General features: G+C 65.1%; 31 protein-coding genes and 1 pseudogene. 21 read left to right on the top strand and 11 right to left on the bottom strand.

The genetic code is table 11. From position 1 onward, the window contains the following. Window positions 1-1,080 carry a site-specific integrase gene (locus ACZK4H_RS11095; RefSeq protein WP_099552203.1) on the bottom strand — a complete coding sequence of 360 codons (1,080 nt, stop codon included), beginning with the start codon at window positions 1,078-1,080 and terminating at the stop codon, window positions 1-3. 105 nt (window positions 1,081-1,185) lie between these two features. Here ACZK4H_RS11095 and ACZK4H_RS11090 point away from each other — a divergent pair, with 105 nt between their 5' ends. From ACZK4H_RS11090 to ACZK4H_RS11075, 4 genes are all read left to right on the top strand, one after another. After that, the gene (locus tag ACZK4H_RS11090) at window positions 1,186-2,106 is read left to right on the top strand and encodes a DNA-binding protein (protein WP_099552204.1); all 921 of its coding nucleotides are present in this window, start codon (window positions 1,186-1,188) and stop codon (window positions 2,104-2,106) included. Window positions 2,107-2,218: 112 nt separating this feature from the next. Next, the gene (locus ACZK4H_RS11085) at window positions 2,219-2,740 is read left to right on the top strand and encodes a hypothetical protein (protein WP_099552205.1); all 522 of its coding nucleotides are present in this window, start codon (window positions 2,219-2,221) and stop codon (window positions 2,738-2,740) included. Then, on the top strand, window positions 2,737-3,153 hold the full coding sequence (locus ACZK4H_RS11080; protein ID WP_099552206.1) for a hypothetical protein: 417 nt from the start codon (window positions 2,737-2,739) through the stop codon (window positions 3,151-3,153). Before ACZK4H_RS11085 ends, ACZK4H_RS11080 begins: the two co-directional genes overlap by 4 nt. A 207-nt stretch (window positions 3,154-3,360) precedes the next feature. Beyond that, window positions 3,361-5,196, top strand: a complete 1,836-nt coding sequence (locus ACZK4H_RS11075; RefSeq protein ID WP_099552207.1) for a DUF4209 domain-containing protein — start codon at window positions 3,361-3,363, stop codon at window positions 5,194-5,196. A 97-nt stretch (window positions 5,197-5,293) separates the two neighbouring features. Here the strand turns inward: ACZK4H_RS11075 and arsB are convergent, their stop codons facing one another. The 3 genes from arsB to ACZK4H_RS11060 are packed head-to-tail and all read right to left on the bottom strand — an operon-like array spanning window position 5,294 to window position 7,203. Then, window positions 5,294-6,352, bottom strand: coding sequence for an ACR3 family arsenite efflux transporter (gene arsB, locus ACZK4H_RS11070; RefSeq protein WP_099552208.1), 1,059 nt, complete (start codon window positions 6,350-6,352; stop codon window positions 5,294-5,296). Between the two features lie 19 nt (window positions 6,353-6,371). After that, a complete protein-coding gene (locus tag ACZK4H_RS11065) occupies window positions 6,372-6,863 on the bottom strand; it encodes an arsenate reductase ArsC (protein ID WP_099552290.1) in 492 nt (163 codons plus the stop codon). Between the two features lie 25 nt (window positions 6,864-6,888). Next, on the bottom strand, window positions 6,889-7,203 hold the full coding sequence (locus ACZK4H_RS11060) for an ArsR/SmtB family transcription factor (protein WP_099552209.1): 315 nt from the start codon (window positions 7,201-7,203) through the stop codon (window positions 6,889-6,891). 39 nt (window positions 7,204-7,242) lie between these two features. On the opposite strand from ACZK4H_RS11060, the gene arsH reads away from it, so the two are divergent. From arsH to ACZK4H_RS11045, 3 genes are all read left to right on the top strand, one after another. Beyond that, complete coding sequence (gene arsH, locus ACZK4H_RS11055; protein ID WP_099552210.1) at window positions 7,243-7,983, top strand: arsenical resistance protein ArsH; 741 nt, start codon at window positions 7,243-7,245, stop codon at window positions 7,981-7,983. Further along, a complete protein-coding gene (gene arsC, locus ACZK4H_RS11050; RefSeq protein ID WP_099552211.1) occupies window positions 7,980-8,420 on the top strand; it encodes an arsenate reductase (glutaredoxin) in 441 nt (146 codons plus the stop codon). Before arsH ends, arsC begins: the two co-directional genes overlap by 4 nt. Window positions 8,421-8,534: 114 nt before the next feature. After that, a complete protein-coding gene (locus ACZK4H_RS11045; RefSeq protein WP_158230206.1) occupies window positions 8,535-8,675 on the top strand; it encodes a hypothetical protein in 141 nt (46 codons plus the stop codon). A gap of 3 nt (window positions 8,676-8,678) precedes the next feature. On the opposite strand, the gene ACZK4H_RS11040 is transcribed toward ACZK4H_RS11045, so the two are convergent. Beyond that, window positions 8,679-9,143, bottom strand: a complete 465-nt coding sequence (locus ACZK4H_RS11040; RefSeq protein ID WP_099552212.1) for a hypothetical protein — start codon at window positions 9,141-9,143, stop codon at window positions 8,679-8,681. A gap of 345 nt (window positions 9,144-9,488) precedes the next feature. Between ACZK4H_RS11040 and ACZK4H_RS11035 the strand changes: the two genes are divergently transcribed. Beyond that, complete coding sequence (locus ACZK4H_RS11035; protein ID WP_087922537.1) at window positions 9,489-9,887, top strand: hypothetical protein; 399 nt, start codon at window positions 9,489-9,491, stop codon at window positions 9,885-9,887. A gap of 529 nt (window positions 9,888-10,416) precedes the next feature. On the opposite strand, the gene ACZK4H_RS11030 is transcribed toward ACZK4H_RS11035, so the two are convergent. Together ACZK4H_RS11030 and ACZK4H_RS11025 are read right to left on the bottom strand one after the other, a co-directional pair. Continuing rightward, window positions 10,417-10,737, bottom strand: a complete 321-nt coding sequence (locus tag ACZK4H_RS11030; RefSeq protein WP_099552222.1) for a hypothetical protein — start codon at window positions 10,735-10,737, stop codon at window positions 10,417-10,419. 71 nt (window positions 10,738-10,808) lie between these two features. Continuing rightward, window positions 10,809-11,288, bottom strand: coding sequence for a GNAT family N-acetyltransferase (locus ACZK4H_RS11025; RefSeq protein WP_099552223.1), 480 nt, complete (start codon window positions 11,286-11,288; stop codon window positions 10,809-10,811). 133 nt (window positions 11,289-11,421) lie between these two features. Here ACZK4H_RS11025 and ACZK4H_RS11020 point away from each other — a divergent pair, with 133 nt between their 5' ends. Together ACZK4H_RS11020 and ACZK4H_RS11015 are read left to right on the top strand one after the other, a co-directional pair. Beyond that, window positions 11,422-13,617 (top strand): AsmA family protein, encoded by a 2,196-nt coding sequence (locus ACZK4H_RS11020; RefSeq protein ID WP_099552224.1) that lies wholly within the window; start codon window positions 11,422-11,424, stop codon window positions 13,615-13,617. A gap of 72 nt (window positions 13,618-13,689) precedes the next feature. Further along, the gene (locus tag ACZK4H_RS11015; protein ID WP_099552225.1) at window positions 13,690-14,175 is read left to right on the top strand and encodes a TspO/MBR family protein; all 486 of its coding nucleotides are present in this window, start codon (window positions 13,690-13,692) and stop codon (window positions 14,173-14,175) included. Between the two features lie 16 nt (window positions 14,176-14,191). Here the strand turns inward: ACZK4H_RS11015 and ACZK4H_RS11010 are convergent, their stop codons facing one another. From ACZK4H_RS11010 to ACZK4H_RS10995, 4 genes and pseudogenes are all read right to left on the bottom strand, one after another. Next, complete coding sequence (locus ACZK4H_RS11010; RefSeq protein ID WP_099552226.1) at window positions 14,192-14,485, bottom strand: hypothetical protein; 294 nt, start codon at window positions 14,483-14,485, stop codon at window positions 14,192-14,194. Window positions 14,486-14,722: 237 nt separating this feature from the next. After that, window positions 14,723-15,022, bottom strand: a pseudogene (locus ACZK4H_RS11005) (oxidoreductase); the annotation flags it as partial. 13 nt (window positions 15,023-15,035) lie between these two features. Beyond that, window positions 15,036-15,710: a ChrR family anti-sigma-E factor gene (locus ACZK4H_RS11000; protein WP_099552227.1), complete on the bottom strand. Its 675-nt coding sequence runs from the start codon at window positions 15,708-15,710 to the stop codon at window positions 15,036-15,038. Next, window positions 15,707-16,330, bottom strand: a complete 624-nt coding sequence (locus tag ACZK4H_RS10995; RefSeq protein ID WP_099552228.1) for a sigma-70 family RNA polymerase sigma factor — start codon at window positions 16,328-16,330, stop codon at window positions 15,707-15,709. The genes ACZK4H_RS11000 and ACZK4H_RS10995 overlap by 4 nt, the downstream gene beginning before the upstream one ends. Before the next feature lie 133 nt (window positions 16,331-16,463). Here ACZK4H_RS10995 and ACZK4H_RS10990 point away from each other — a divergent pair, with 133 nt between their 5' ends. The 11 genes from ACZK4H_RS10990 (at window position 16,464) to ACZK4H_RS10940 (ending at window position 25,987) form a co-directional block, all read left to right on the top strand. After that, window positions 16,464-17,231 carry a hypothetical protein gene (locus ACZK4H_RS10990; RefSeq protein ID WP_099552291.1) on the top strand — a complete coding sequence of 256 codons (768 nt, stop codon included), beginning with the start codon at window positions 16,464-16,466 and terminating at the stop codon, window positions 17,229-17,231. 81 nt (window positions 17,232-17,312) lie between these two features. Further along, window positions 17,313-18,263 carry an acyl-CoA desaturase gene (locus ACZK4H_RS10985; RefSeq protein WP_099552229.1) on the top strand — a complete coding sequence of 317 codons (951 nt, stop codon included), beginning with the start codon at window positions 17,313-17,315 and terminating at the stop codon, window positions 18,261-18,263. A 1-nt stretch (window position 18,264) separates the two neighbouring features. Next, entirely contained in the window at window positions 18,265-19,542 is a 1,278-nt protein-coding gene (locus ACZK4H_RS10980) for an NAD(P)/FAD-dependent oxidoreductase (RefSeq protein ID WP_099552230.1), read from the top strand. After that, window positions 19,539-20,306 (top strand): DUF1365 domain-containing protein, encoded by a 768-nt coding sequence (locus ACZK4H_RS10975; RefSeq protein WP_099552231.1) that lies wholly within the window; start codon window positions 19,539-19,541, stop codon window positions 20,304-20,306. Before ACZK4H_RS10980 ends, ACZK4H_RS10975 begins: the two co-directional genes overlap by 4 nt. Then, window positions 20,303-21,562: an SAM-dependent methyltransferase gene (locus ACZK4H_RS10970; RefSeq protein WP_099552232.1), complete on the top strand. Its 1,260-nt coding sequence runs from the start codon at window positions 20,303-20,305 to the stop codon at window positions 21,560-21,562. Before ACZK4H_RS10975 ends, ACZK4H_RS10970 begins: the two co-directional genes overlap by 4 nt. A 1-nt stretch (window position 21,563) precedes the next feature. Next, entirely contained in the window at window positions 21,564-22,106 is a 543-nt protein-coding gene (locus ACZK4H_RS10965; RefSeq protein WP_099552233.1) for a DUF2878 domain-containing protein, read from the top strand. Then, window positions 22,103-22,888, top strand: coding sequence for a DUF1295 domain-containing protein (locus tag ACZK4H_RS10960; protein ID WP_099552234.1), 786 nt, complete (start codon window positions 22,103-22,105; stop codon window positions 22,886-22,888). The genes ACZK4H_RS10965 and ACZK4H_RS10960 overlap by 4 nt, the downstream gene beginning before the upstream one ends. Further along, the gene (locus ACZK4H_RS10955; RefSeq protein WP_099552235.1) at window positions 22,885-23,958 is read left to right on the top strand and encodes an SAM-dependent methyltransferase; all 1,074 of its coding nucleotides are present in this window, start codon (window positions 22,885-22,887) and stop codon (window positions 23,956-23,958) included. The genes ACZK4H_RS10960 and ACZK4H_RS10955 overlap by 4 nt, the downstream gene beginning before the upstream one ends. Before the next feature lie 8 nt (window positions 23,959-23,966). Then, on the top strand, window positions 23,967-24,500 hold the full coding sequence (locus tag ACZK4H_RS10950; RefSeq protein WP_099552236.1) for a lipocalin family protein: 534 nt from the start codon (window positions 23,967-23,969) through the stop codon (window positions 24,498-24,500). Between the two features lie 96 nt (window positions 24,501-24,596). Then, window positions 24,597-25,103 carry a GNAT family N-acetyltransferase gene (locus tag ACZK4H_RS10945; protein WP_099552237.1) on the top strand — a complete coding sequence of 169 codons (507 nt, stop codon included), beginning with the start codon at window positions 24,597-24,599 and terminating at the stop codon, window positions 25,101-25,103. Window positions 25,104-25,222: 119 nt separating this feature from the next. Next, window positions 25,223-25,987 carry a response regulator gene (locus tag ACZK4H_RS10940; protein ID WP_239503724.1) on the top strand — a complete coding sequence of 255 codons (765 nt, stop codon included), beginning with the start codon at window positions 25,223-25,225 and terminating at the stop codon, window positions 25,985-25,987. Window position 25,988 lies beyond the last annotated feature (1 nt).

Raw genomic sequence — 25,988 nt, 5'->3', positions numbered from 1 at the left:
TCAGGGGGCTTCCGCTAGCCGCGCTGCGGGGTTGTTCACCGCGCCGCCTTGCTGGAAGTAGCCAATCACACTGGCCACCGAGCGGTGATCGGTCATGGCCATCAGCGCGGGCAGTGCCACGCCCTGCCTGGCGCCCTCGGTAACGAACCCCGAGCGCAGGCTGTGTCCACCGAAATCGCCTTCAAGGCCAGCCAGCGCGGCGCGGCGCTGGATGACCAGGGCAATGGCGCGATCACTCAACGCCGGGCCGACCCGGTTACCCCACACCCGGCGAAACAGCGCCCCTTCGGCGAGCTTGGCGGCGTCCAGCCAGGCCTGCAGCGCAATGGCAGCCGCGCCCAGTAACGGCTTATCAGGACTGCCGCCCGCCCCAGGGCCGTCCTGCAGCGTCTTGCCCTGATCCAGGTGATAGACGAATCCGCCCTCAGGCAGCGGGCGCAGATGCGTGAGGGTCGCCGCAGCAACTTCGCTGCGACGGCGGCCGCCGCTGGCAAAGCCGAAGTAGAGCAGGGCCCGATCACGCACCCCGGCCAAATCGTCGCCGCACGTGGCCAGCAGCGCCTGCAGCTCGATCCGGGTAATTGCGGCCTTCTTGTGCGGGCGCTCGCCGCGCTTGTGCGCGCCGCGGCGGGCGCTGGCCAGCAGCTGCCGCACCTCTGTGCTGTCGATGGGGTTGGCCAGCTGCTGCAGCTGATGGACCTTGCTCAGCACCGAGACGCGATGGGTAAGGGTGGCCAGCCGCCAGGGTCCGGGCTGACTCTTCAGCTTGGCTGTCACCAGTGCGTGATCCAGTGCGGCCGGCAACTCCCAGCGCAGGCCCTCGGCGGTATCGCGAGCCAGGTGGTCGACGATGAATTGCACGACGGCTGCCGTCGGCAGCGGCAGGCGCAGCGCCTGACCGTAGCGTCCTTGATACCAGCCGGCCCAGTAGCGTAGGGCCGTACGGTAGCTGCGCATGGTGTTGGCACTGCGCGCCGCCGCCACGATCTGGTCGGCGGCGGCGGCCGCCCCAGCAGACAGCTGTGCAGGATCGGGCAGGGTAGGGAGCCGATCAACGGTCAATGAAGGGATGCTTTTCATATGTAGTATGTATCCCTCATTACAGATAGGGTCATCGTATTCCGATAATTCTACATTATCGGAAGTAGATCACCTGCCGCCCTAAGTTTGAACATAGGAGCCCTCATGGCCCGTGGCCTGACCGAACTGAACGTCCATGACGCCGCCGACGACATCGTCAGCACGGGCGAGCGCCCGACCGTGGAACGGATCCGCGCGTATCTGGGCACCGGCTCCCCCAATACCGTGACCCGTCACCTGGACAGCTGGTGGGCCAGCGTCGGCGCGCGCCTGCGCCAGCGCGCCCGCGAACAGAACCGCCCGGACGTGCCGGCGGCGGTGGACACGCTGGCGCAAGGCTGCTGGGCCGCCGCCCTGGAGGCCGCCACCGAACACGCGCGGGCCGCGGTGGCCGGCGAACGCGCCGAGCTGCAAGCCGCGCAGGCCGCCCTGGCCAGCCAGCAAGACGTGCTAGCACATGAGCGCAGCCAGACGTTGGAGCAGCTGACCCAAGCCCAGCACCAGGCCCGCACGGCCGAGGCCAGTGCCGCCGCCCTGCGCGAGCAGCTGCAACAGCTGCATGACCAGCGCGACGACCTGCGCCGCCAACGCGACGGCGCGTATACCCGCAACGAACACCTGGAAGGTCAAATGGCCGCGCTGCGCACCGAGCTGGCGCAGAAAATCGACCAGCACACCGCTGAGCGCGATGAGCTGCTGGCGCACCTGCGCGCGACCGAGGACCGCGCCTTGGCCGAGGTGGACCGGGCGCGACAAGCCCTGCAGCAGCTGCAGCGCAGCGTCACCACGCAAGCCCGTCAGCACCAGCGTGAGCTCAGCGAGCTGAGTACGGCCCGCCAGCACGCCGAACACGCCAGCGCCCAGGCGCTGCGCGAGCGCGACATCCAACGTGCACTGGCCAGCGCCTATGCCAGCCAGCTTGAGCGACTGGGCGATCTGCCCGAGCAGGTACGCGCTGCACTCACCCCGCCGGCAGCGCCGGCGCGAACCAAGCCCAAACCGGCCCGCAAGGCGCGCTCGGGGTAGCCGATGACCGGCGCGACCTGCTGCTCCAGCGCAATCACCCGCCGGCGGGGCAGGGCAGCGGTACCGCCGCAGATCCTGCTCGCTGCACCAGACCCGCAAAGGTAACCGTTCCATGATGAGCAACGCCCAGTTGAACCAAATCCCCAGCATCGAATTGCAGCTCTTCAAATGGATCTCGCTGGTCGAGGCCGACGAGATCCCCGACTGTGTTGAGCTCAAGCGAGCAGGTAGCCGGATCTGGATCAAGCACGCGCGACAGGTGCTGGCTGGACTGGGTGATGACGTCCCCGTACTGACCCTGAGCAGCATCCAGCTCAACCCGCGCCTCAAAGGCCGCGGTTGGCTGACCGAATTCATTGAGCTGTGCGATACCTTGATTCCGTGGCCGGCGCTGTTTGTGGAGCGCGTACAGAATCCCAGGCTGCCCACCTTCCTCAGACGCAAAGGGTTTATCGAACTGCAGCACGCCAACTTCTATCGTCCGTCCAAGGCCTGGCGAGCACGCCACGGTTGGTCGCCTGACCAAGCCCTGGCCGCACAGCAGCAGGCTGACCGAGCACACGTACGCCCCCTATGGGAAAACCCCGACGCCATCGCCCACTTCATCGCACGAAAGAAGGAGAAACCCCGATGACACCCACCATTTCCCGACGCGCACACGCAGCCGACATGACCATGCTCGTGCTCTTCATCGCATTGTTTCCGGTCATGTCAGCCCTGCATGCCCGGGTTTCCATCGAGCTGTATCACGTTCTGGCTGGCGTGCTGCTCGGCGGGATCGCCGCGCTCAGCCACGCCTTGCTCCACGATGGCTTCGTGCGCTGGCGCCACGCCGGTGTGGCGGGCATTGAACGGTCCCGTTCACTGCGGGTACTGCTGCTGGGGATGGTGTATCCCGTGCTCGGGCTGGTCAGTGGCGTGATTGCACTGTTTGGCACCTCACCCAACGTCGGCCTGCACTACGCGATCGGTTTCGCGGCGGGCGGAGCGGTGATGGGCTGGCGCGCGAAGGCGGCACTGGCGCACAAACGAGCGCTGGGTCTGTGACCACGGGCGCCGGCGATGCGCGTTCACCGTGCCATGCAGCGGCCATCCTCCACCGGTGGCCATTGCAACCAGCGAGACTCCACCGCAGCGGGCGTGACGTTGCCAGGCCCAAGCGGCGTTGCTGCCTGGCCGGCACACTACCGCAGCAAGAGCGGCTGCCACCGACGCCTGACCGGCGCCCTCCCCAAACCCTGACGGGCGTGCTCCATGTCAACTCTCACCGATCCTGACGCCGTTGACGGGCAACCGCGCCCGCGACGGCCGTTGTCATTGCTTAGCGTCCCTTTTGAGCCGGGGCTGCTGAGCGCGTCCGGCTGGGAGGACGGCTTGGTAAATCTGGACTGGAGCGACAACGACTGGGACCTCGCCCAGCGGATTGCCCAGCGCGCCACCGAGGCCCAGCAGAGCGGACATGTCAGTGCGTTCGTGCTTCTGCAGTTTGTCGCCAGGATCAGCTCGATGAGCCTGCAGGTTGGCGGCACTACCCTGTTCATGCCGCGCATCATCAGTCCCGATGGAACTTCGGCGGGACTGGACCACATCAGCGCCAATGACCTGCAGGCGCTAATGGCCCTTGCGCGCCAGGCACCCACTGACTGGCTCACGGCGCGCTGCGCCGACATTGCGCTGGCCACGAACCGGATCACGGGCCGGGACATCCAGCAGCTGGCTGCCATTGGAGCGCTCAGCTACCTGCGCCTGGCTCAGCATGCCGCCGCCAACGACGTCACCCCGCAGGCGGTGGACCACCTGCGTAGAGCCCTGGATCTGGCCTGGCGCGGCAAGCGCGCAGATGACGCCTTCCAGGCCGAGCTCTGGGCGACCTTCATGGCCATGTTCCAAGCGGTACTGGAGGGCCCGATGAAAGGTTTGGCCAACCGTTTCGTCGACGAACTGCTCCGCCGCGCAACTACAGAACGCCGGCACGCAGCGGCCGAGTTACTGGAGGCTGCCGCCGCCGCGATAGAGCCAGCGGCGGACATCGACAGCGAGCTGACCCATCAGTTGTTCCGGCTGGCCAGTCGCCTGTGGGCATCACTCAATCTCGTCCAGCGCAGTCGCGAGGCCGGCAGGCAGGCAGGCGAGTCTTTGGTCGTGCGCGCCGGGCGCGTCACTACCGCCATGGTCGCGTCGCATTGGATGGCCCGGGGCATTGCCGAGCTGCGCGAGAGCCACGCCCCACGCGAACGTATTCGCGAGCTCCAGCGTGAGCTGGAGGATGTGCGCCTGCGCATCAACGACGAGATGGGGAGGGTGGCCATCCCCGTCGACAATCGCCCCATTCACGCGTGGGTTGAGGAACACCTCGCAACGACGGACTATCCGGCTTCGTTGATGCGAATTGCGTTCAGTTTCAGCGACTATGCAGACTTCCCTACTGAAGTGGAGCGCGCCAAAGCGCTCAAGGCCGATTACTTCAGCGCATGGTTCGGCAGCACTGAGCTGGATGCCAATGGTGTGCCGCTCCGCTCGCAACCCCGGTTTGATCCCGCCGATCCGGAGCACCTCGAAACGGCAGCGATCGAAAGTGTCTGCCAAACCCGTTACACCTTCTTCCTGGCACCCTTCATTCTGACCAGCGTTCGAAAGCTCTCCGAGCGGTTCAGTAGCTCCTTCAACGACGTGCTTTCCTTCGTTGAAAGAAGCCCGGGTGCTCCCGAGGGACACCACAAGCAGATCGCACGTGGCTTAGCGGCAGGTCTGCAGCATGAATGGGACATAGCTGGGATCAACCTGCTCCCCATGGTCGAGCCGATGGTCCGTACTCAGCTGAAAGCGCAGGGCATCAACACCTTGGTGGCAAACAAGGTCAAGGGCGAACAGGAGCGCTCGTTGTCCGAGCTGTTGGAGCTGGATGAGGAGGTCAACATACTCACTTCCGGTTTGAACTTCGAGCTCAAAGCGCTGATGACCCATCGGGCAGGGTGTAATCTCCGCAACCGCTACGCACACGGGCTGATCTGCGATCAACAGCTCGCCACGTACCCCATTGTGGTCGCTTGGTGGGTCGTGCTGAGGATGGTGCTGGAACCGTACCGCTGAAGCGGTCAACCAGGACCGGGCCGCTGTCGACGGTGGTCCAGCCGGCCAAGCCAGAAGCGAGGATCAATAGCGGAATGTGTCGGCACGTATTCATGGCTCAATGGCTCCGTGCGTCGGCAGGAAAGTAGCGCTTGCCCAGCCGCAGGGCTACATGGACCAACAGGATCAGCACCGGCACCTCCACCAGCGGACCGATGACCGCGGCGAAGGCGACCGGCGAGGCCAGCCCAAAGGCGGCGATGGCCACGGCAATCGCCAACTCGAAGTTGTTGCCTGCCGCAGTGAAGGCGATCGCGGTCGTGCGCGGATAGTCCTTGGCAATGAACCTGCCCATGAAGAAGCTCAGCACGAACTGAATGATGAAATAGAGCGTCAGCGGGATCGCGATGCGCAGTGCATCCATCGGGATGCGCAGCACGTCGCCCCCCTTCAGGCTGAACATCGCAACGATCGTAAACAGCAGCGCCCCCAAGGTGATCGGACTGATCGCCGGCAGGAACCTCTCTTCATACCAACGCACGCCCTGGCGCTTCTTGAGCCAGCGGCTGGTGAGGAACCCGGCGAGGAAGGGGATGCCCAGATAAATCAGCACTGCCTCAGCAATGGTCCAGAAGCTGACGTCGATCACGCTGCCCTGCAGGCCGAACATCGGCGGCAACCATGACAGGAAGAACCACGCATACACGCTGAACAGCGCGATCTGGAAGATTGAGTTGAAGGCCACCAAGCCCGCCACATACTGCCCATCACCACGGGCAAGCTGGTTCCACACCAGCACCATGGCGATGCAGCGCGCCAGACCGATCAAGATCAAGCCGGTCATGTACTCGGGGTAGTCGCGCAAGAACAGAACCGCCAGCCCGAACATCAGGAACGGGCCGATGATCCAGTTCTGCAGCAGGGAGAGCATCAGGACACGCTTATCGGCGAATACCTTGGGCAGCTCCTCGTACTTCACCTTGGCCAGTGGCGGATACATCATCAGGATCAAGCCAATGGCGATCGGGATGTTGGTCGAACCAATCGACAGGCTGTGGAGTGCGCTGGGCACACCTTCGAACATCGCGCCCAAACCGACGCCCAAGGCCATCGCCAAGAAAATCCAGAGCGTAAGGTACCGGTCCAGGAAGGACAGGCGGGGGGAATCAGTGGTCATGGCGGGTCCCGGAGGGCGGTTAGTCGATCTGCGCGATCGGGTCGAGGCGGGCCTTCAGCGCCTCGCGGTCGTCCCAAGCGCTGTCAGGAATGTCCAGAAAGGCCTGCAGACGTCGCTTGATGATCTGATGGGCGAGGTCAAAGGCTTCTGCCTTCTGCGCATCCGAACCGTCCACGGCGGCCGGGTCGAACAGGCCCCAATGCACGCGAACGAAGTCACCAAACACCACCGGGCACGCCTCGGCGGCCGCGCTGTCACACACGGTGACGATCAGATCCATGGCGGCAGCATCAGTTTCGGCGAATTCGTCCCATGACTTGCTGCGCATGCCTTCAACCGGGAAGCCTTCGCGCTCCAATTGGGCGATGGCAAAGGGATTGACGCGACCAGTCGGCTGACTGCCCGCGCTAAAGGAGAGATAGCGGCCTTCGCCCCATCTCTTAAGGGTCGATTCGGCCAGCACGCTGCGGGCGGAGTTGCCAGTACACAGGAACAGAACACGACGGGTCACCTGAGCGATCTCCAAGAGGGACAAGTCAGCAGCCAGCGGGACGTTCGCACGCCTGATCGTCGGCGCAGCAGTTCTCGGTCAGGTATGCCACCAGCGCACTCATGGCCTCGAACTCGGCCCGATAGCAGATGGTGCGACCGCGCTGCTCGGCGGTGATCAGGCTGGCGGCCAGCAATTCCTTCAGATGGAAGGAGAGGGTGGCACCGGGCAGGGAAAGGGACTGAGCGATGTCGCCGGCCAGCTTGCCGCCACTTCCGGCCTGGACCAGCAGGCGGAAGATGGAAAGCCGGGTGGCGTGCCCCAGGGCGGCCAAGGCGTGGGTTGCGGTCTTATGTTCCATGCTTCTAGAATAGTCGAATCGAATTGGCAGGACAACCCCATGCAAGGACTCCCGAATGTCGTCCCCGGCGCTCTGAACCCTCCGGCGGTCGAAAACCTGGGCGAGCCGAATGCCGCGCCACATCGGCCCCGCATCCTGATCCTATACGGCTCCCTGCGTCCTCAGTCATTCAGCCGCAAGCTCGCGTTGGAAGCACAGCGGCTGCTGGAACATCTGGGCGCAGAGACCCGGTTGTTCGATCCGCATGAGCTGCCGATGCTCGATTCGGTGCCTGCCTCGCACCCCAAGGTGCTGGAGCTGCGTCAGGCCTCGTTGTGGTCCGAGGGGCATGTGTGGGTCAGCCCGGAACGGCATGGCACCTTGACCGCCGTGTTTAAGAACCAGATTGACTGGCTGCCGCTGGAGGAGGGGAGCGTACGCCCGACCCAAGGCCGCACCCTGGCAGTGATGCAGGTTTGTGGCGGCTCTCAGTCGTTCAACGTGGTCAACGCCCTGCGCGTTCTCGGCCGCTGGATGCGCATGGTCACGATTCCGAACCAGTCCTCGGTGGCCAAGGCCTGGCAGGAGTTCGATGACGAGGGACGCATGAAGCCGTCGGCCTACTACGATCGCGTCGTGGATGTGATGGAAGAACTGGTCAAGTTCACCCTTTTGATCCGTGGGCGCAGCGACTACCTGGTTGATCGCTACAGCGAGCGAAAGGGCGCTGCCGAAGCCGCCGCCCTGACCGCCGCGGCCGGCGTCATCGAGGCTGCATTGGATGAAAAGGAGAACGCATGAGCGCTGTCATCTATCACAACCCCAAGTGCGGAACCTCGCGAAATACATTGGCGTTGATACGCCACGCCGGCATCGAGCCGGAAGTGATTGAGTATCTGGTCGACCCGCCCAGCCGAGCGCGGCTTGTTGAGCTGATTGCCGCTGCTGGATTGGATGTTCGCGGTGCGATCCGCCAGAAGGGCACGCCATATCTGGAACTGGGGCTGGACGACCCCGCGTTGAGCGAAGACGCACTGCTGGATGCCATGCTGGCCAATCCTATTCTCATCAATCGACCCTTCGTCCAGACCGCCATGGGCACGCACCTGTGCAGGCCCTCCGAGATGGTCCTCGACATCCTGCCAGCAGTGCACGAGCCGTTTACGAAGGAAGATGGCGAAGTGGTGATCGGCCAGAACGGAACGCGCCTAGTCAGCCGCAGAAGCTGCCCCGACTGATCGTTGCGCTGGAGGGTGCGTTAGTTCATTGCTTAAGACTGCTGAGCAGTTTTGGGCGTGACGACCTCCGCCGCTATAGTTGAACTACAAGCACATCTAGGAGAGGCGACGACCATGAACCTGATGCAGGAAATGCTCCGCGCGTTCGTCCAGGGCGCAAGAGAAACGCCCGCTGGATTTTTCTCGCCGATCGTTGGGATGTGGCGGATCATGTCCACCCAGACCGACCGGGCAATTGCCCGATGCCAACGCTAAACCCTACTCAGTTTCGCTGTGAAACTCGACGCACGCAGCCCGCAAAATGCGGCACGGATCAGTGGCCAACATTTCGGCCGGAGTTGCACCATCGAGCATCGCGTGCGGAGTGAGGAACCACTCGACCTCACCCCAGCCTGTGGTGCGGCCCAGCCCGCCCGACTCGTGCTCGAACGGGCCGAATTCGCGCAGAACCTCCAGAATCTCAGCCAAGTGAGCAACAGGCTGGCCATTGGCGTGGAACTGCCAAGTCGGATAGCGGTAGCCGGGCGACGACTGGGTGACGTACACCCCTAATAGCTTGCCCGCGCGGCGCAACTGGCCGACAAGCTCACTACCGTTGGGAGCATGAGAGTCAAGCATGTGACCGACCTGCGCGGCACTCGGCCATTGCGCAGCAAGTGTTTGGCGCGCTGTAGCCGCATCGCGGCGGATCCGTTGAGCGGGCGTAAGGGTGTCGAAGTGCATTCAGGCCCCTCGATCAATGATGACTACACAGGATGTGAGTCTAGCAAGCCAAAGTTTCGCCGGCGAATCTGCCACAGTCTCCGCCGTCGCTTGAGCAGACGCCGGGGTTTCAGCCGGAGAATCATTGCGCACTGATTGCCTGCTGCATGAGCTACTGGTGTAAGAGTGCCGCTGTCTACACGCTGCAAACGTGCGGGGGAAATGTCTCAATTCGCCGAGCTAGATGCGGTCATGTACACCGATGCCGCAGGATGTTGGAGCTTGCGAATGAATAGGCAAGGGCACTTGAAGGGAGTCGCAATCGGCGCACAATGAGGCTCGGACGCCAGCTTCCGGAGGACCACAATGCCGACCTCAATCACGCAAGAGGAAGCTTTCTTGGCGCTTACCTCCCTACTTGAGAGGGGGCGGGTGACTAATCAGCGCAATCTTCGACAAGAACTCGGCGGGCGCGGCTCGGGCCCCACGCTAAAGCAGTACATCGATGCGTTCTACGCTCAGTTTGGCCATCTGATGGTGACGCCGCCGAACGCTGAACCTGAGGGCGCGGATGAGCATCGATCGCTCCGGCCGGATGATCTGGGTACGCCGGTATTGGCGGCAGTCACAATCCCGGTGGATAGTCCGTGGCGAAGACTCATAGATCTGCTCAGTGCTTGGGAATCAGACCTGCTGCGCCGAGAGGATATCCTGTCCAGGCGCGAGATCGAGCTGCGGAGTCAGGGCAAAAAAGTACAAACTTAGTTGCGCCGCCAGCGAAAACGCAGTCGTGCCGAAGAGTACAAATTTACTTGGCGCAGAAGTACACATTTAGTTGTCCCGTCACCAGAGGCCCAGCCATTGCCATGCGGAACCAACAAAGGCCCAGATTCGCCGGATACGGCATTTCGCATAATGTATATTATGTTCAATTCACTATTGCCCGATCCATGCTTCGCTTGCCATGGCCCAGGTCCGATCTTGACGCCAAGTCTGATTGTCACTGACCGATGGCGGTCAACCGTCCTTTTGGCCGTCCTTTCGCCTGCCCGCCGCCGGCGGCCAACCTCTGCAGGAATGGCGGCGAATCATGAGGATTTCCAAGTGACGGGCCAGGCCGGCTTTGCGAGCGCCCCCCGCAGTTGTTCTCGCCGTGACTACGTGCCCGCCTGGCAGGACAGCCTTCGCCGATTCGGCGCCGAGGCTCGAGGCCATCGTCCGTGATGCGTCACGTTAATCGGCAGATCCCATCCCGGGGAGCTTCAGGCCGTAACCCAGTGGCTGCCGTATCTGGCTAGGCTCGGGCCCGCCTCGATGCGCTGAGGATGACCGCCACATACGTAATCAACGTGCCGGTCGCCAACCCCCAAACCTCCATCTCCCAGTTCCTCCGGTACGGTGATGGGCCCGTCATCGCCCAAACCAACAGCAAGGCGGTCGTCACCATCGCCATCCTGTTGGCAATCGAAATGAGCTTGTCGGCAGATTCATGGCCCAGATTGGGATCCCATCCGAAGAGCCAGCGCAGGCGCTTCCAGTAGTCATGCCCCACAGCCAACAGAAATAGGAACGCGCCCGCCAGCAGACTCAGCAAAAACTGTACCAATGGATCCAAGGGACATCCTCAAGGATTGAGCAGCCAGCCTGGGCTGGATATCGCCGAACACGCGCGACGGACGCATCGCATCACAGGAACCTGTGCATCACAAAGACATCCACCAGGCCCAGCGTCCCATGCCGGAACGCCTTCGGTAACGTTCCCACCACTGCAAACCCCAACTTCCGGTACAGCGCCACGGCCGGGCCATTGGTACCGACCACGTAATTGAACTGCATGGCCAGGAATCCTTCCGCCCTCGCCCGCTCCAGGCTGTGTTCCGCCAAAGCCCGGCCCACGCCTTGCCCTTGTGCCGGCGCATCCACCACATAGGTGGCGCTGGCCACATGCGCCCCAAGATCAGGGTAATTCGGCCCCATCTTGTACATGCCCACAACCCGGCCCTCCAGCACGGCCACATAAGGGGTCTGGGCCTGGAACCAATGCGTGCGAAACGTTTCGACCTCAAAAGCACCGCCGAAAGGCAGCGCATCCTGCGTCGCAATGGCTGACTTGAACATGCACCACATGGCGTCGAAGTCACTTTCGCTGGCCGGTCGAATTTCCATGCGACTCCTGCAGATCTGAGGTGGTGGCCAGGCCGGACACTACCAGAATCGAGCTCTGGCGCCGTAGCTGCTTCACGCGCCACCGCCATGCTCTCCGCAATAGTTGAGGAAATTCCGGCCTTTAGAGCAGTAGATGCCCCCTGTATCCGCGCACATCCCGCACTGGCTTCGACGATGGCGCGTGCCTGCCTACGTCCTGCTGGGCATCTACCTGTTGTATCTACTGGCCGGCAACATCTTCCTCAACACGCCCTTGTTCGACCAGGTCACCAACCGCAAACCGCACAAGTTCGTGATGACCACGGGCCCGGCCATCACGCTGCTGCCCGGCCACGTGATCGCCTGGAACGTGCACATGCGCGGCCACGTCAACCACACCGTCTACGTGCTGCATGCCGACCGGGCAAGCGCCAGACTGGCAGTCCTGCCGCTGTTCCAGCGCGAAGTACGGGTTCCGCGCCTGCAGGCCACGGGCGTATCGGCCGAGATCAGCCGTGTTGAAGAGGCCATTCCGCCGCCCCCACGCAGCGAACAGGGTTGGACGCTGCGTTTCGATGCCATCCACAGCGACAGCATCCGCAGCGCCCGTTTCGGCAAGCTGCTGATCATCGGCAAGGGCCAGGGCACGGTCGGCTTCGTCAAGCAGCTGCGCGGCGGTCCTTCGGAACTCCTGGATTCAACCGTCACATTCAAGGGTGCGGACACCAGTTTCGACGGCGTGCAGCTACTGGGCAACATGAACCTGGCTGCGCGCTTCAGCTACCCGCGCCATTACCGGGACCAGGCGCCTGGGCTCGCCAAACTGAAGATCCTGCATGCCCAGCTGGATGTTGATGCACGCAGCCAGGGCCTGCGCATGGATACGGACGCCACCGCCCCGAAGATCTCCAGCGCACCGGTGCCCGGCCGCCTGCAGATTTCGGCGCACCTGATCGACGGCCAGCTGCAGCCCGGCGATCACGCTCTCTGGCAGGTGCCGCTCTATCTTGGCGACGGTGCTCCCGACCGCGGCGTGCTGGCCCTTCAGCTCAATGTGGCCAATGACCTGCGCCTGCAGGCACGCCTGCCACCCCGGCCCGGCTCGGGCGGCGAAGTGGACGCGGACCTGCACATCACCGGTCGTGACATTCCCTTCCACGATCCCGCCCGGTTGCTGGAGCGCAGCTCCGGCACGGTGCGCGGCGAATGGACGTTCACCTCGCTCAACTGGATCCCCGCCCTGTTCGTCCGCAAGCCGTGGCTGCAACTGGACGGCGGCGGCACGCTGAAGGCCGACCTGCGGCTGCGCAACGGCGAGCTGAGCGAAGGCAGCACGGTGGACATTCCCTCTGCCGAAGCAGTTGCCGAGGTGGCGGGCGTCCGGCTTGCCGGTACCGCCAGCGCGCACGGGGAACTGAAGTCAGGCGCTCCAAATCAGGCCCTGCTTGCCGTCCGCCTGCCCCACTTCACCGCGCGTCCCACCGATGCCAAGGACGTTCGGCTGTTCGACGGCCGCGATCTGGCGTTGGACCTGACCGGCGACGGCCGTTTGCAGGAACTGCGCAAGGGCGTCCGCGCCCATTTGAGCTTCAGCGAGGCCACGATTCCGGATCTGTCCGCCTACAACCGCTATCTCGGTTCAAAGCAGGTGCGCCTGCTGCGCGGCACCGGCTCACTCAGTGGTGATGCCACCCTCGATACCGATGGCCGCGTTGGCCATGGCACGGCCCGCCTGCAGGGGCTAAACACCAGCGCCAAGGTCGCCGGCCTGGACATGGGTGGCGATGTGGACGTGAACGCAACGCTGCGCCGGGGCGACTTCAACCAGCGTCATTTCGATCTCTCCGGCACCACGGTCGAGCTGCGCAACGTGCAGTTGGCCGGTGGTGAACGCTCGGCTGCGTGGAAAGGGCGTGCGGCCTTCAAGCGCGGCCGCATCGATGCGCAGTCGCCTTTCCAGGTAGACGCCACCACCGATCTTACGCTCAGTGATGCGCGCCCCTTGCTGGCGTTGTTCGCCGAACGCACCGACTACCCGCGCTGGACCTTGTCGCTGCTGGATTCCGGCCAGGTGGATGCACAGGCGAGGCTGCGCTGGCGCCCGGGCCACCTGGTGATCGATGGCCTGCAGGCCGAGAATGATCGCCTGTCAGTGCGCGCGCGGCTGGATCTGCTGGAACAGCGCAAACGCGGCGACCTCTACCTGCGCTGGGGGCTGCTGGGTGCGGGGATCGAGCTGGACGGTGACCGGCGCCAATGGCATCTGGCCAAGGCACGCGAGTGGTTCGATCAACAGCCTTCCCTGCTGCCAGCAAGCCAGGGAACGGCTGCCGCCGGCTCTTCAGACTGAAGGCCCGCAGCCTGCATCCATTCGCAGCCTCTGTGCGTATACAAAAGCGCTTGTATCAGGGAGCTGCAAGGTATGAAGCGGAGTTCACAGGTTTCCGGGCTTCTGGGATGGGTGGCGATCACCTTCGTTGCGGCGGCCCTGGGTGCATGGGCATCCACGTCTGCGGCCAGCTTCTACGCCACCCTCACCCGTCCAGCGTGGGCGCCACCGGCCAGCGTCTTTGGCCCGGTGTGGACGCTGCTCTACGCCATGATGGCAATGGCCGCATGGCTGGTCTGGCGCGAACGCGGTTGGCGTGACGGACGATCCGCGCTGGTGCTCTATCTGGTGCAGTTGGCCGTTAACGCACTGTGGAGCTGGCTGTTCTTCGGCTGGAAGCTGGGCGCCCTGGCCTTCGCTGACATTCTTGTGTTGATTGTGCTGGTGTGCGCGACGATCGTCGCGTTTGCGCGAATCCGCCCGATCGCGGCGGTGCTGCTGCTTCCCTACCTGGCCTGGATCTCGTTCGCCTCGGCGCTCAACTTCGCCGTGTGGCGGGCCAATCCCGGGCTGCTGTGACCAGGTCGCCAGCCGCTCACGCCTGGGCAATGGCCTGCGGGCGCCATGACCGCAGCAGGGCCGGCTTGAACGCCTGCTGGCCGCAGCCTGTGGGGCATCGCACCACCCGTGCCACAGTATGGCTGACCAGGCCCTGCCCCTCTTCCGCTTTGAAGATCGTCTCGCAGGACAGGCAACGGGCAACCAGCGAGTACAGGTGCAGCAGCCGGCCACTGGCAGGATCCTGCAGTACATCCACATCCAGCAGTTCAAACTGGCAGCTGTCAGGGAGCATGCGGTACTGGGGCGCGGGTGCGGTCTGCAGGTTCACGGGCGTGGCATCTGTTGGAATTCACGATTACCGTAGGGCAATCGCTGTCGAGCCGGCGTGCAGCGCGGATGTCCTGTCTGCGAAATCGACGGGTTATCGAGGCTGGCAACAGCTTCTCGATCACGACTACGCCGCACTGTTTCCGGATGCAACGCCGGGCGAGCACACTGGGGTCAGGCCGCCGGATCGCGCACGCCAGCGGCGATCCGGTTGATGTCTGCACACTCCACCGTGCCCGGCGACGGCCAGGGTGGTGTCCAGCGTCACCCGTCGGTACTCGGTCTCGGCTGTGCCCAACGGTGGAGCGCCCGCGCAGTAGAAGCAGGCATCGAACCCCGACAGATCATCCTGCCGTTCCTCGATCCCGAGGAAGTCCGGCACGATCAGCTCGCTGCCACGACCGTTCAGGCTGCCCGGGTGCCGGACCAGTGCGGTCAGATCGGCGACCCGTGGCGAGCGCTGGCAAGCCAGGGCCACACCCTGCCCGACCAGCCCCGCGGCACCGGTCAGCAGAACCCGCAGCGCGCCTGTGGCCATCGCTGCAACCATCCTAGAGCTTCACAAAGCGCTGGATCTTCCGCGCCAGCCAGCCGCTGAACACCAACGGCGCATCCAGCGCCGACACGCAGATGCATGGCACCCCTGGCGCGGTCACCGGCTGGTGCTCCACATCCTCGTCCAGGTCCGCCACGTCACCGGGCGCGAACAGCCCCAGCGCATCGTTGTACGAGCCCCGCAGGATCTGGGTCAGCTCGCTGCGGCCATGGCTGTGCATGGGCAGGCACTTGCCCGGGGCGATCTTCAGCATGATCAGCGAGGGCATCTGCTCGGCGCGGATGCAGTGCACCCCGGGCGCCATCCAGCGCCAGCGCAGGCCACCCAGCGAGGTGCCAAAGTACGGATGCAGCGACACCGGCAGATGATCGGGATCGGCCTCGGGGCGCTCCTTTGGCATCTGGCGCGCGGCTCCAGCCACGGCCATCGGCGTTTCCGTGGACAGCTGCATCAGCATTGCCTCGCGCAACCGTTCGCGGCGCACGTCGCCAGCGGACGGCTGGGTCTGTTCCAGCAGCACCGAGCCGATCGCCTCTGCGTCGCGCAGACGCTGGCGGCAATGCGCACACTGCTCCAGGTGGGCGCCCGCCACGATGCTCAACGGCGCCGGAAGCGCGCCTGCGGCGTAGCTCATCAGCGTGGATTCGTGCAGATGGTGGTGCGGATTCACAGCGCACCTCCCACTTTCGACTGCAGCTGCAGGAACGCGCGCCGCAGGTGTGATTTCACCGTGCCCAGCGGCATGCCCAGCGCCTCGGCGATCTCGCTGTGGCTCTTGGCCTCGAAATAGGACATCCGCACCAGCCGCGCCTGCACCGCAGGCAGCTCGTTGATGCGCTGGCGAAGACGCGCGTGGTCAGCGAACTGTTCGGCGCTGCTGCGCTCGATCACATCCAGTGTTGCCGCGTCCTCCACCGCGGCCTGCACCTGCATCCAGCCACGCTCACGGCGCACTCGATCAATATGCAGATTGCGGGCGATGCGGTACAGCCAGGTACTCAGCGCGCCCTGGGCCGCATCGTAGTCGACGGCCCGCAACCACAGGCGCAACAGGCATTCCTGCGCCAGCTCCTCGGCCACGGCGTCGGGTGCGCCCAGGCCGCGCAGGTACACGCACAGCCGCGGCATGAAATGGTCGTAGATCCGCATGAAGCAGTCGCGGTCGCGCAGCCGCGCGACACCGTCCATGTCACCGGCCCAGTTTTTCGGCTCGCTGCTGGGCTGCTGGGAGCTGGACACGGTGCGTGCGCTGTTGAAGTTGGTGAGGGTGCTGGCGGCGTCAGGGTACATCTGCGTTCGCGGCGGGCGGGTGAAGGTCTGTCCTCTGTACGCGCGGGGGCAGCAATTGGATGCAGGCAGCGCAACGCATCCAACCGCCCATCCCCGCCGTATGACCTGAGCACTCCCCTCCCGGATGAACGCCATGCGCATTGCCTGGTTGCTGCTGTGCCTGCCCCATGCCGCGCTGGCGGCACCCTGGCTGCGAAGCGAGGGCGTGGCCACTTCCGCGCAGGGCGAGATTCTCTACCGTGAAGTGCACTGGCGGCGCGAGGCGACGGAGGGCGCCGAGCGCTGGGTGCTGTACCAGTGCCCGGGCGGCCAGCCCTTTGCCCGCAAGCATCTGCCTGCCAGCTCCCGCCCGCAGGCCCGGGGCTATTCGCTGGAAGACCGCCGCAGCGGCCAGGCCGCAGAGGTGCAGGCCGCCGGCGATTCCGTGTCGATTGACTGGAAGGAAAATGCCGCCAGTGAGCTGCGTCAGCGCCGCCTTGAATCACCGCCGGATGCAGTGATCGATGCCGGATTCGACTCAGCGGTGCGCCTGCACTGGCCCGCGCTGATGCGCGGCGAGCACATCAGCCTGCCGTTCCTGGTGCCCGGCCGACAGCGCTACTTCCCGGTGCAGGTGCGGCGCACCGGCCCTGTTCGCTGGCAGGGCCTCGATGCCCAGGCCATCGAGGTCAGCCTGGACACCTGGTACGGCGGCATCGCACCGCGCCTGTCACTGGTCTACGCCAGCGCCGACCGTCGCCTGCTGGAGTTCCGCGGCACCAGCAACCTTCGCGATGAGCGTGGCAGCTACCCGCAGGTGACCGTGCGCTTCAGCTCGCCTGCTGCCGAGCGACCGGCAGGCGACTGGCAACAGGCATGGACGCAACCCTTGGCTGAGCGTTGCGTCGTGACGCCCAGGTGAAGTTGGAATTTACTGCGCCGTGGCGCATCCATTGCGCATCCTGCTGCGTACAGGAAGACACGACACCCGCCGAGATCCGCCATGGCCTCTGTAGCGCCCCTTCCCCGTCGACGCTGGCGCCTGCTGCGCACGCTGCAGCGCTGGTTCGATACCGGCAATGCCACGGAAGCCACTGGCGAGCGGCCTGGGCGAATCGACTGGCTGCGCGCCGTGCCGTTCGCACTGATGCACCTGGCCTGCATCGCGGTGATCTGGGTCGGTGTCTCGTGGACGGCAGTCATCGTAGCCGCGGCGCTTTATGCGGTGCGCATGTTCGCCATCACCGCGTTCTACCACCGCTACTTCTCGCACCGCACCTTCCAGGCATCTCGTCCCGTGCAGTTCGTATTCGCGGTGATCGGCGCATCCAGCGTGCAGCGCGGGCCACTGTGGTGGGCCGCCCATCATCGCCACCATCACCGCCACGCCGACCAGCCACTGGACCCGCACTCGCCGCGCGAAGGCGGCTTCTGGCGCAGCCACATGGGGTGGTTCCTGACCCGCGAAGCCTTCGCCACCGACCTGTCGCGGGTGCCGGACCTGGCGCGCTTCCCGGAGCTGCGCTGGCTGGACCGCTTTGATACGGCCGTGCCGGTCCTGCTGGCCGCGGCACTGTACGCGCTGGGTGCCGGGCTGGAGCGCTGGGCGCCGGGCCTGCACACCACTGGCCCGCAGTTGCTGGTGTGGGGCTTCTTCATTTCCACCATCGTGCTGTTCCATGCCACCGTCACCATCAATTCGCTGGCGCATCGCTTCGGCCGTCGCCGCTTCGAGACCCGCGACGACAGCCGCAACAACCTCTGGCTGGCCCTGCTGACCTTCGGCGAGGGTTGGCACAACAACCATCACTTCTTTCCTGGCACCGTCCGCCAGGGCTTCCGCTGGTGGGAAGTCGACCTGACCTGGTATGGGCTGCGCGCGATGGCGGCGCTGGGGCTGGTCAAGGGGCTCAAGCCCATCCCCGAGTGGGTCCTGGCCAAGGCGAGGTACTGACATGCGCATCGCGGTCATCGGATCGGGTATCGCGGGGCTGGCCAGTGCCTGGTGGCTGGATGGCCAGCACGACGTCACGCTGTTCGAAGCCAACGACTATCTTGGCGGCCACACCCACACCCACGAGGTGCAGGTGGAAGGCACACGCATGGCCGTGGACACCGGCTTCATCGTCTTCAATCCCCTGCACTACCCGCTGCTGACGGCATTGTTCGATGAGCTGGGCGTGGCGTCGCAGCAGACCACGATGAGCTTCTCGATGCACAGCGAGCGCAGTGGCGTGGAATACAACGCCACCTCGCTGGATGGCCTGTTCTGCCAGCGACGCAATCTGGTGTCACCGCGTTTCTGGGGCATGCTGGCCGACCTGCGTCGCTTCTATCGGGATGCCCCGCTGTTGTTGGCCGAGGAAGAAGGCCCGACGCTGGGCGAGTACCTGCACAGCCGGCGCTATGGCGAGGCGTTCATGGAAGAGCACCTGCTGCCGATGGCGTCGGCGTTGTGGTCGTCTCCTGCGGCCACGGTGCGAGAGTTTCCGGCCCGCTACCTGGCGCAGTTCATGGCCAACCACCAGATGCTGCAGATGACCGGTCGCCCGGACTGGCGCGTAGTCACGGGCGGATCGGCCCGCTATGTGGATGCACTGCGCCGCCACTGGAGGGTGCATGAGCGGCTGCAATGCCCGGTCACGGCCGTCGAGCGCATGCCCTGGGGCGTGCGCGTGCACAGCGTCGCTGGCGTGGAGGCCTTCGACGAGGTGATCCTGGCGTGCCACAGCGACCAGGCGCTGGCCCTGCTGACCGATGCCGATGCCCCCGAGCGCGACATCCTCGGCGCAATCCGCTACCAATCCAACGAGGCGGTACTGCACACGGATGCATCCTTGCTGCCGCGCAACCGCAAGGCCTGGGCGGCCTGGAACGCGCATGTTCCGCAGGATCCAGCAGCACCCTGCACGGTCAGCTACTGCATGAACCTGCTGCAGGGCCTGCCCGGCAGCACGCCGCTGGTAGTCACCCTCAACCGCAGCGATGCCATCGACCCGGCCAGAGTGCTGCGAACGCTGCACTATGCGCACCCGGTGCACGACCACGCCGCTGTGCGCGCACAACAGCGCTGGGCGGAGCTGCAGGGCCATCGCCACACCTGGTTCGCAGGTGCCTACTGGGGCTGGGGCTTCCATGAGGATGGCATCCGCAGCGCCCGCCGCGTGGTGGATGCGCTGGAGGCCCGCGCACCGCATCGCGAGGCATCGGCAGCGGCCGAGGTGGCGGCATGAGCGCCAGCGCGCTTTACTTCGGGCAGGTGATGCATCGCCGGCATCATCCGCACCCGCATGCGTTCCGTTACCCGGTTGCGCAGCTGCTGCTCGACCTTGATGAACTGGAGACCGTGTTTGCCGGGCGCTGGCTGTGGTCGGTCAATCGCCGCAACCTTGCCGAGTTCCGGCGCAGCGACTATTTCGGCGATCCCGCACAGCCGTTGGCCGATGCCGTGCGCGACCATGCCGCGAAGACGCTCGGTCATCGACCCTCGGGTCCGGTGCGGCTGCTCACCCATCTTCGCTTTGCCGGGCATGTGTTCAACCCGGTCAGCTTCTACTACTGCTACCAGGCCGACGGCAGCACGCTGGACTGCATCGTGGCCGAGATCACCAATACACCCTGGAAGGAGCGGCACGCCTACGTGCTGCCGGTCGCTACGGCCGTCCACGAAGGCGCGTCACTGCGTTGGCAGTTCGACAAGCGCTTCCACGTCTCGCCGTTCATGCCGATGGACTGCCGTTACGACTGGCGCTTCAGCAGCCCCGATGAGCACCTGCGCGTGCACATGCAGGTCTGGCGCGACGGCATCCGCCAGTTCGATGCCACCCAGTCGCTGCAACGCCGACCGCTGGATGGCAGCGGGCTGGCGCGGGTACTCGCCTGCTACCCACTGATGACCACCCAGGTGGTGGCCGCCATCCACTGGCACGCACTGCGCTTGTGGCTGAAGCGCAACCCCGTACACGACCACCCCACCCTTGCCGGGAAACCGCGATGAACTCGATGACACCTTCGGTTACCCTGCCGCGCCCCGGCGCGCTGGATGCCTTCCTGCGCCGCCGCCTGCTGGCGCAGCTTGCCCCCCTGCGCGACGGCCACCTGTGCGTGCGCGATGCCCTTGGCGAGGTCCGGCTGGGCAACGCCCACGCCGGGCTGCAGGTGACGGTGACCATCGACGACCCGTCGTTCTACCGGAAGGTCGCTGCGCAGGGCAGCGTCGGCGCTGGCGAGAGCTACATCCAGGGCGACTGGCGCTGTGATGATCTGGTCGCGCTGATACAGCTGCTGGTCCGCAACCGCGACCTGCTGGACGGCATGGAGCGCGGCCCGGCCCAGGTGGGTGGGTGGCTGCTGCGCGGCTGGAACCGGCTGCGCCGCAACAGCCGCGAGGGCAGCCGGCGCAACATCGCCGCCCACTACGACCTGGGCAACGATTTCTTCGCCCTGTTCCTGTCACCGGACCTGATGTACTCGTCGGCGTTGTTCGCCAGCGACTCCGACTCGCTGGAGTCCGCCTCGCGGCGCAAGCTGGACCGCATCTGCCAGCAGCTGCAACTCAAGCCCGGTGATCGCGTGGTGGAAATCGGGACTGGCTGGGGTGGCTTCGCGGTGCACGCGGCGCAGCACTACGGTTGCCACGTCACCACCACCACCATCTCCGCCGAACAGCATGCGCTGGCCGCCGAGCGCGTACGGGCCGCCGGCCTGCAGGATCGGGTGACGTTGCTGATGCAGGACTACCGCGACCTGCAGGGCCAGTTCGACAAGCTGGTGTCGATCGAGATGATCGAAGCCATCGGCGCCGAGTACCTGGACACCTACATGGCCACGCTGCAGCGGCTGCTGAAGCCCGATGGTGTCGCCTTGTTGCAGGCCATCACCATCGAAGACCATCGCTATGAGCAGGCACGTCGCAGCGTCGACTACATCAAGCGTTATGTGTTCCCCGGCAGCTTCATCCCCTCCGTCAACGCCATCATGGCGGCCAAGACGCGGTCCAGCGACCTGCAGCTGATCGCCCAGCAGGATTTCGGCCATTCCTACGCGCTGACCCTGCGCGCCTGGCGCCAGCGTTTCCTCGCGCAGCTGCCTGCGGTGCAGGCGCAGGGGTTCGATGCGCGCTTCTGCCGCCTGTGGGACTTCTACCTGGCCTACTGCGAAGGCGGCTTCCTGGAGCGCTCAATCGGGGTCTCGCACCTGCTGCTGGCACGCCCGGGCCATCGGCCTGCGGCCCCGCATGGTGAGGGCAACTGAAATGCGGCGGTTCTGGGCCAACCTGCTTGGCAACCAGCTGGTCTGGCTGTGCGCCGTCGCCGGCGCCGGGCGCGGCTGGCAATGGCCCGCGTTGCTGGCTGCTTCGCTCTACATCGGCAGCCAGCTGCTGACCTCGGCGCATCCACGACTGGACTTGCGGCTGCTGGCGCTGGCGCTTGCCTGTGCGTGGCTGGTCGATGCCAGTGCTGCCGCCAGCGGCACCGTGCGCTACGCCGCTGCCCCGCTGGGGTGGGTGCCGCCGCCCTGGATCATGGCCTTGTGGGCTGCGTTCGCAATGACCCTGACCACCTCGATGCGCTTCCTGCAGCGCCATCCTGCCTTGCCGCCCCTGTTCGGCCTGCTGCTGGCGCCATTGGCCTACCTGTCGGCCGCGCGTGGATTCGGTGCGGTGCAGTTCAACAGCCCGCTGTGGCAGGGCGTCCTGGTACTGGGTGCAGGCTGGGCCATTGCACTTTCCCTGATGTGCCGCGCCGCCCGCCCGCTCACTACAGCGCAGCCACCTCTCGCCGGAGCGTCATCATGATCAACCTGCTCTGGGTGCTGCTGTATGCGGCGCTGGTGATGAGTTGGGGCTGGGCCTGGCAGCGCCGCCAGCACAACATCGGTGTTGTGGATGTGCTCTGGGCCAAAGGCGTGGCTGCGGCCGCGCTGCTGCTGGCGTTGCTGGGCGATGGCGCGGTGGCGCCACGGGTGGCGCTGGCTGTGCTCGGTGGCCTGTGGGGCGGTCGCCTGGCCCTTCATCTATGGCATCGCATCCGGCACCAGGAAGAGGACGGGCGCTATCGCTACCTTCGTGACCACTGGCAGGGACACCAGGGAAAGATCTTCGGGTTCTTCATGGCGCAGGCACTGCTGGTGGTGCTGTTCGCCCTGCCCTTCGTCGCGGTCGCCGCCAACCCAACCGCTGGCATGACGCGCTGGCTGCTGGCCGCCGTGCTCGTCTGGCTGCTGAGCGTGGGCGGAGAGGCGCTGGCCGACCACCAGCTGGCCCGGTTCCGCGCCAACCCGGCGAACAAGGGTCGCACCTGCCGAGATGGCTTCTGGCGGTACTCCCGGCACCCCAACTACTTCTTCGAATGGCTGCACTGGTTCACCTACGTGCTGTTGGCGATCGGCTCCCCGCTGTGGTGGCTGGCCTGGCTCGGCCCCGTGCTGATGTATGTATTCCTGCGCTATCTCAGCGGCATCCCGTTCACCGAAAAGCAGGCTCTGCGCAGCCGCGGCGACGACTACCGTGCCTACCAGCGCAGCACGCCGATGTTCTTCCCCTGGTTCCCCCGCCCTTCCAAGGAGCATTCCGCATGAACGCGATACCGTCACTGAATCCGGCCGAGGAAGCAGAAACCGGGCTGACTGCCTGGGCCGAACGTGGCCTGCTGCCGGATGCCGCATTGCGTGCCGGCATCCGGCGACTGTGCGCGCAGCGCCTGCAGGAAGAATCGGAAGGTGGTATTGAAGCGCAGTCCGCGCGTTTCGGCCGCCACATCGCCGAGCTGGCCGACAGCCCGCTCGCCCTGCATACCGATGCAGCCAATCGCCAGCATTACGAAGTGCCCGCGGCGTTCTTCCAGGCCTGCCTCGGCAAGCGGTTGAAGTACAGCAGCTGCTATTACCCCACCGGTCACGAAACGCTGGACCAGGCTGAAGAAGCAATGCTGGAACTGTACGGCCAGCGCGCAGGCCTGGCCGATGGACAGCACATTCTCGAACTGGGCTGCGGCTGGGGCTCGCTGACGCTGTGGATGGCCGAGCGCTATCCGCACGCAGCGATCACTGCCGTGTCCAACTCGCACAGCCAGCGCCAGCACATCATGGCGCAGTGCCAGGCCCGCGGGCTGCACAACGTGCAGGTGCTCACCCGTGACGTGAACCAGCTGGAGTTGCCCTCGGCGCAGTTTGATCGCTGCGTTTCGGTCGAGATGTTCGAGCACGTGCGCAACTACGAGCGCCTGCTGGCGCGCATCGCGCAGTGGCTGAAGCCGGACGGTGCGTTGTTCGTGCACATCTTCGCCCATCGCACGTTGATGTACCCGTTCGAAACCGAGGGCGGCGACAACTGGATGGGCCGCCACTTCTTCACCGGCGGCCTGATGCCGGCGGCCGATACCCTGCTGCATTTCCAGCGCGACCTGCGGCTCGATCAGCGCTGGTTGCTGGATGGCCGCCACTATCAGCGCACTGCCGAGCATTGGCTGGCCAATCAGGACGCAGCACGCGACCGGGTGATGCCGGTGCTGTCGGCGACCTATGGGCCGGTGGCCGCGCGGATCTGGTGGCAGCGCTGGCGGATGTTCTGGATGGCATGTGCCGAACTGTTCGGCTACGACGGCGGCCAGCAATGGCTGGTGGCCCACTACCTGTTCCGTCCCCGCTGAGGTGTGACATGCGCGTGTTCCCGCTGCTTCCGCTGATCGCGGTCGGCCTGTTCGGCTCAGGCTGCTCCTCCAGCGACACCCGGCCACTTCCGCATGCGCCTTCGGTGGATGTGCCACGCTTCATGGGCGACTGGTACGTGATCGCCCATATCCCGTCCTGGCCCGAACGCGATGCCTACGATGCAGTGGAAAGCTATGCCTTGAAGCCCGACGGCCGCATCCAGACCACCTTCACCTATCGCAAGGGCAGATTCGATGCCCCGCAGAGGTCGATGCACCCCATCGGCCATGTCGAAGAGGAAGGCCATGGCGCGGTATGGGGCATGCAGTTCATCTGGCCGATCCAGGCCGAGTACATCATCGCCTGGCGGGATGATGACTACCGCCAGACCATCGTGGCGCGCAGCAAGCGCGACTATGTCTGGTACATGGCACGTACGCCGCAGGTGTCCGACGGCGACTACCAGAAAGCCGTGCAGCGCATCGCCGAAATGGGCTACGACATCCGCCGACTGCGGCGCGTGCCGCAATCCATCCGGTAGTGCGTCGCAACAACGATCCGGTTGCGTCCTGCGTCATGCATCACCCGGCAGAGGATGCCAGAATTGCCGGACAGGCCTGAGCCGGGGATCAGCACGATGGGCAGCCACGCAGAAGCGGCATGGAACGGGCTTGAAGTGCGGCAGATCCGTGCGAGCGACCTGGATGCGATCTGCGCCCACCGCGAAGCCATGTTCCGCGAGAGTGGGCGCGCCGAAGAGGTCCTGCGGGCGATGGCGGCTCCTTTCCGTGCCTGGCTGGCACCGCGCCTGGCCTCTGGCGAGTACTTCGGCCATGTCCTTGCAGACCACGGCAGAACCATCGCCGGCATTGGACTGATGCTGATCGACTGGCCACCCCACCCTGCCCATCCGGAACAGGACTGCCGCGGCTACGTCCTGAACGTGTACGTGGATCCGGAGTACCGCCGCCGGGGCATCGCCCGGAAGCTGATGGCCCTGGCAGACGACGCCTTCGCCGAACGTGGCGCCACCTACGCAGTCCTGCATGCCACCGCGCAGGGCAAGCCACTTTATGCCGACCTTGGCTGGGCCGGAACCAGCGAGATGGCGCGCAGCCTGCGCGCTGGGGGTCGAACGCCCTGAAACCGATCCCGGGCGTTGCGGATCGGTGCCGCGCCTGATGGTTCCCGGTGACATTCACGCCAGGCGCCCATCACGCATGCGGAAAGGGGCTGTTTCCGGCTTTGCAATCCATCCCGCCAATGGATAGCCCCGAATCGATGGATGCAGCGCATCGACTCTTAGGAATAATCGCAAAAATCAGGCAATTTCGATGTTCGCCGCGACAGCAGCGCCAGAATGATCATCACGCCCCACGGGCGCCGATCACCTCCCTGCGCATGAATGGACTTCCTGCCCCGCGCCCGCTGCAACTGGCACTCCTGGACGACCATGAGGTCGTCCGTCGCGGCACTGCCCTGCATCTCTCCCGCGACGTCCGCTTCCATATTGTCGCCAGCCATGCCCGCAGCGAAGAACTCATCGACAGCCTCCAGCAGATGCGGGTGGATGTCGCGATCATCGATCTGACCCTGGCCCGCGACGATCGCAGCGCGGCCGAGCTGACCCCGCTGCTGCGCGAGCACTTTCCGCGCGTCCCCCTGCTCGCTTTTGCGACCCTGTCACCCTTGACCCACATCAACCAGCTCATCGCCACCGGCATCAGTGGCGTGGTGAGCAAGACCGAACCACTGTCGATGCTGTCGGACGCGATCGTGCGGGTATCGCAGGGGCTTCCGCGACTGCCACCCGACTGCACCCTGCCGGGAGACTGCGAAGAACTCAGCCGCAACGAGCGCGAAGTACTGGAGCTTCTGCTGGCCGGCCTGACTGTTTCGGAGATCGCGCTCCGGCGTCATCGCAGCATCAAGACTGTCAGCACGCAGAAGGTTGCGGCTTTGCGCAAGCTCAGGCTGCGCAACGATGCCGAGATCTACGCCATGCGGCAGCAGCTGGAATCACCTTGAA

Source organism: Stenotrophomonas sp. 78350_Sma (assembly GCF_056482105.1).
This window is presented reverse-complemented; position numbering and strand designations above follow the sequence as displayed.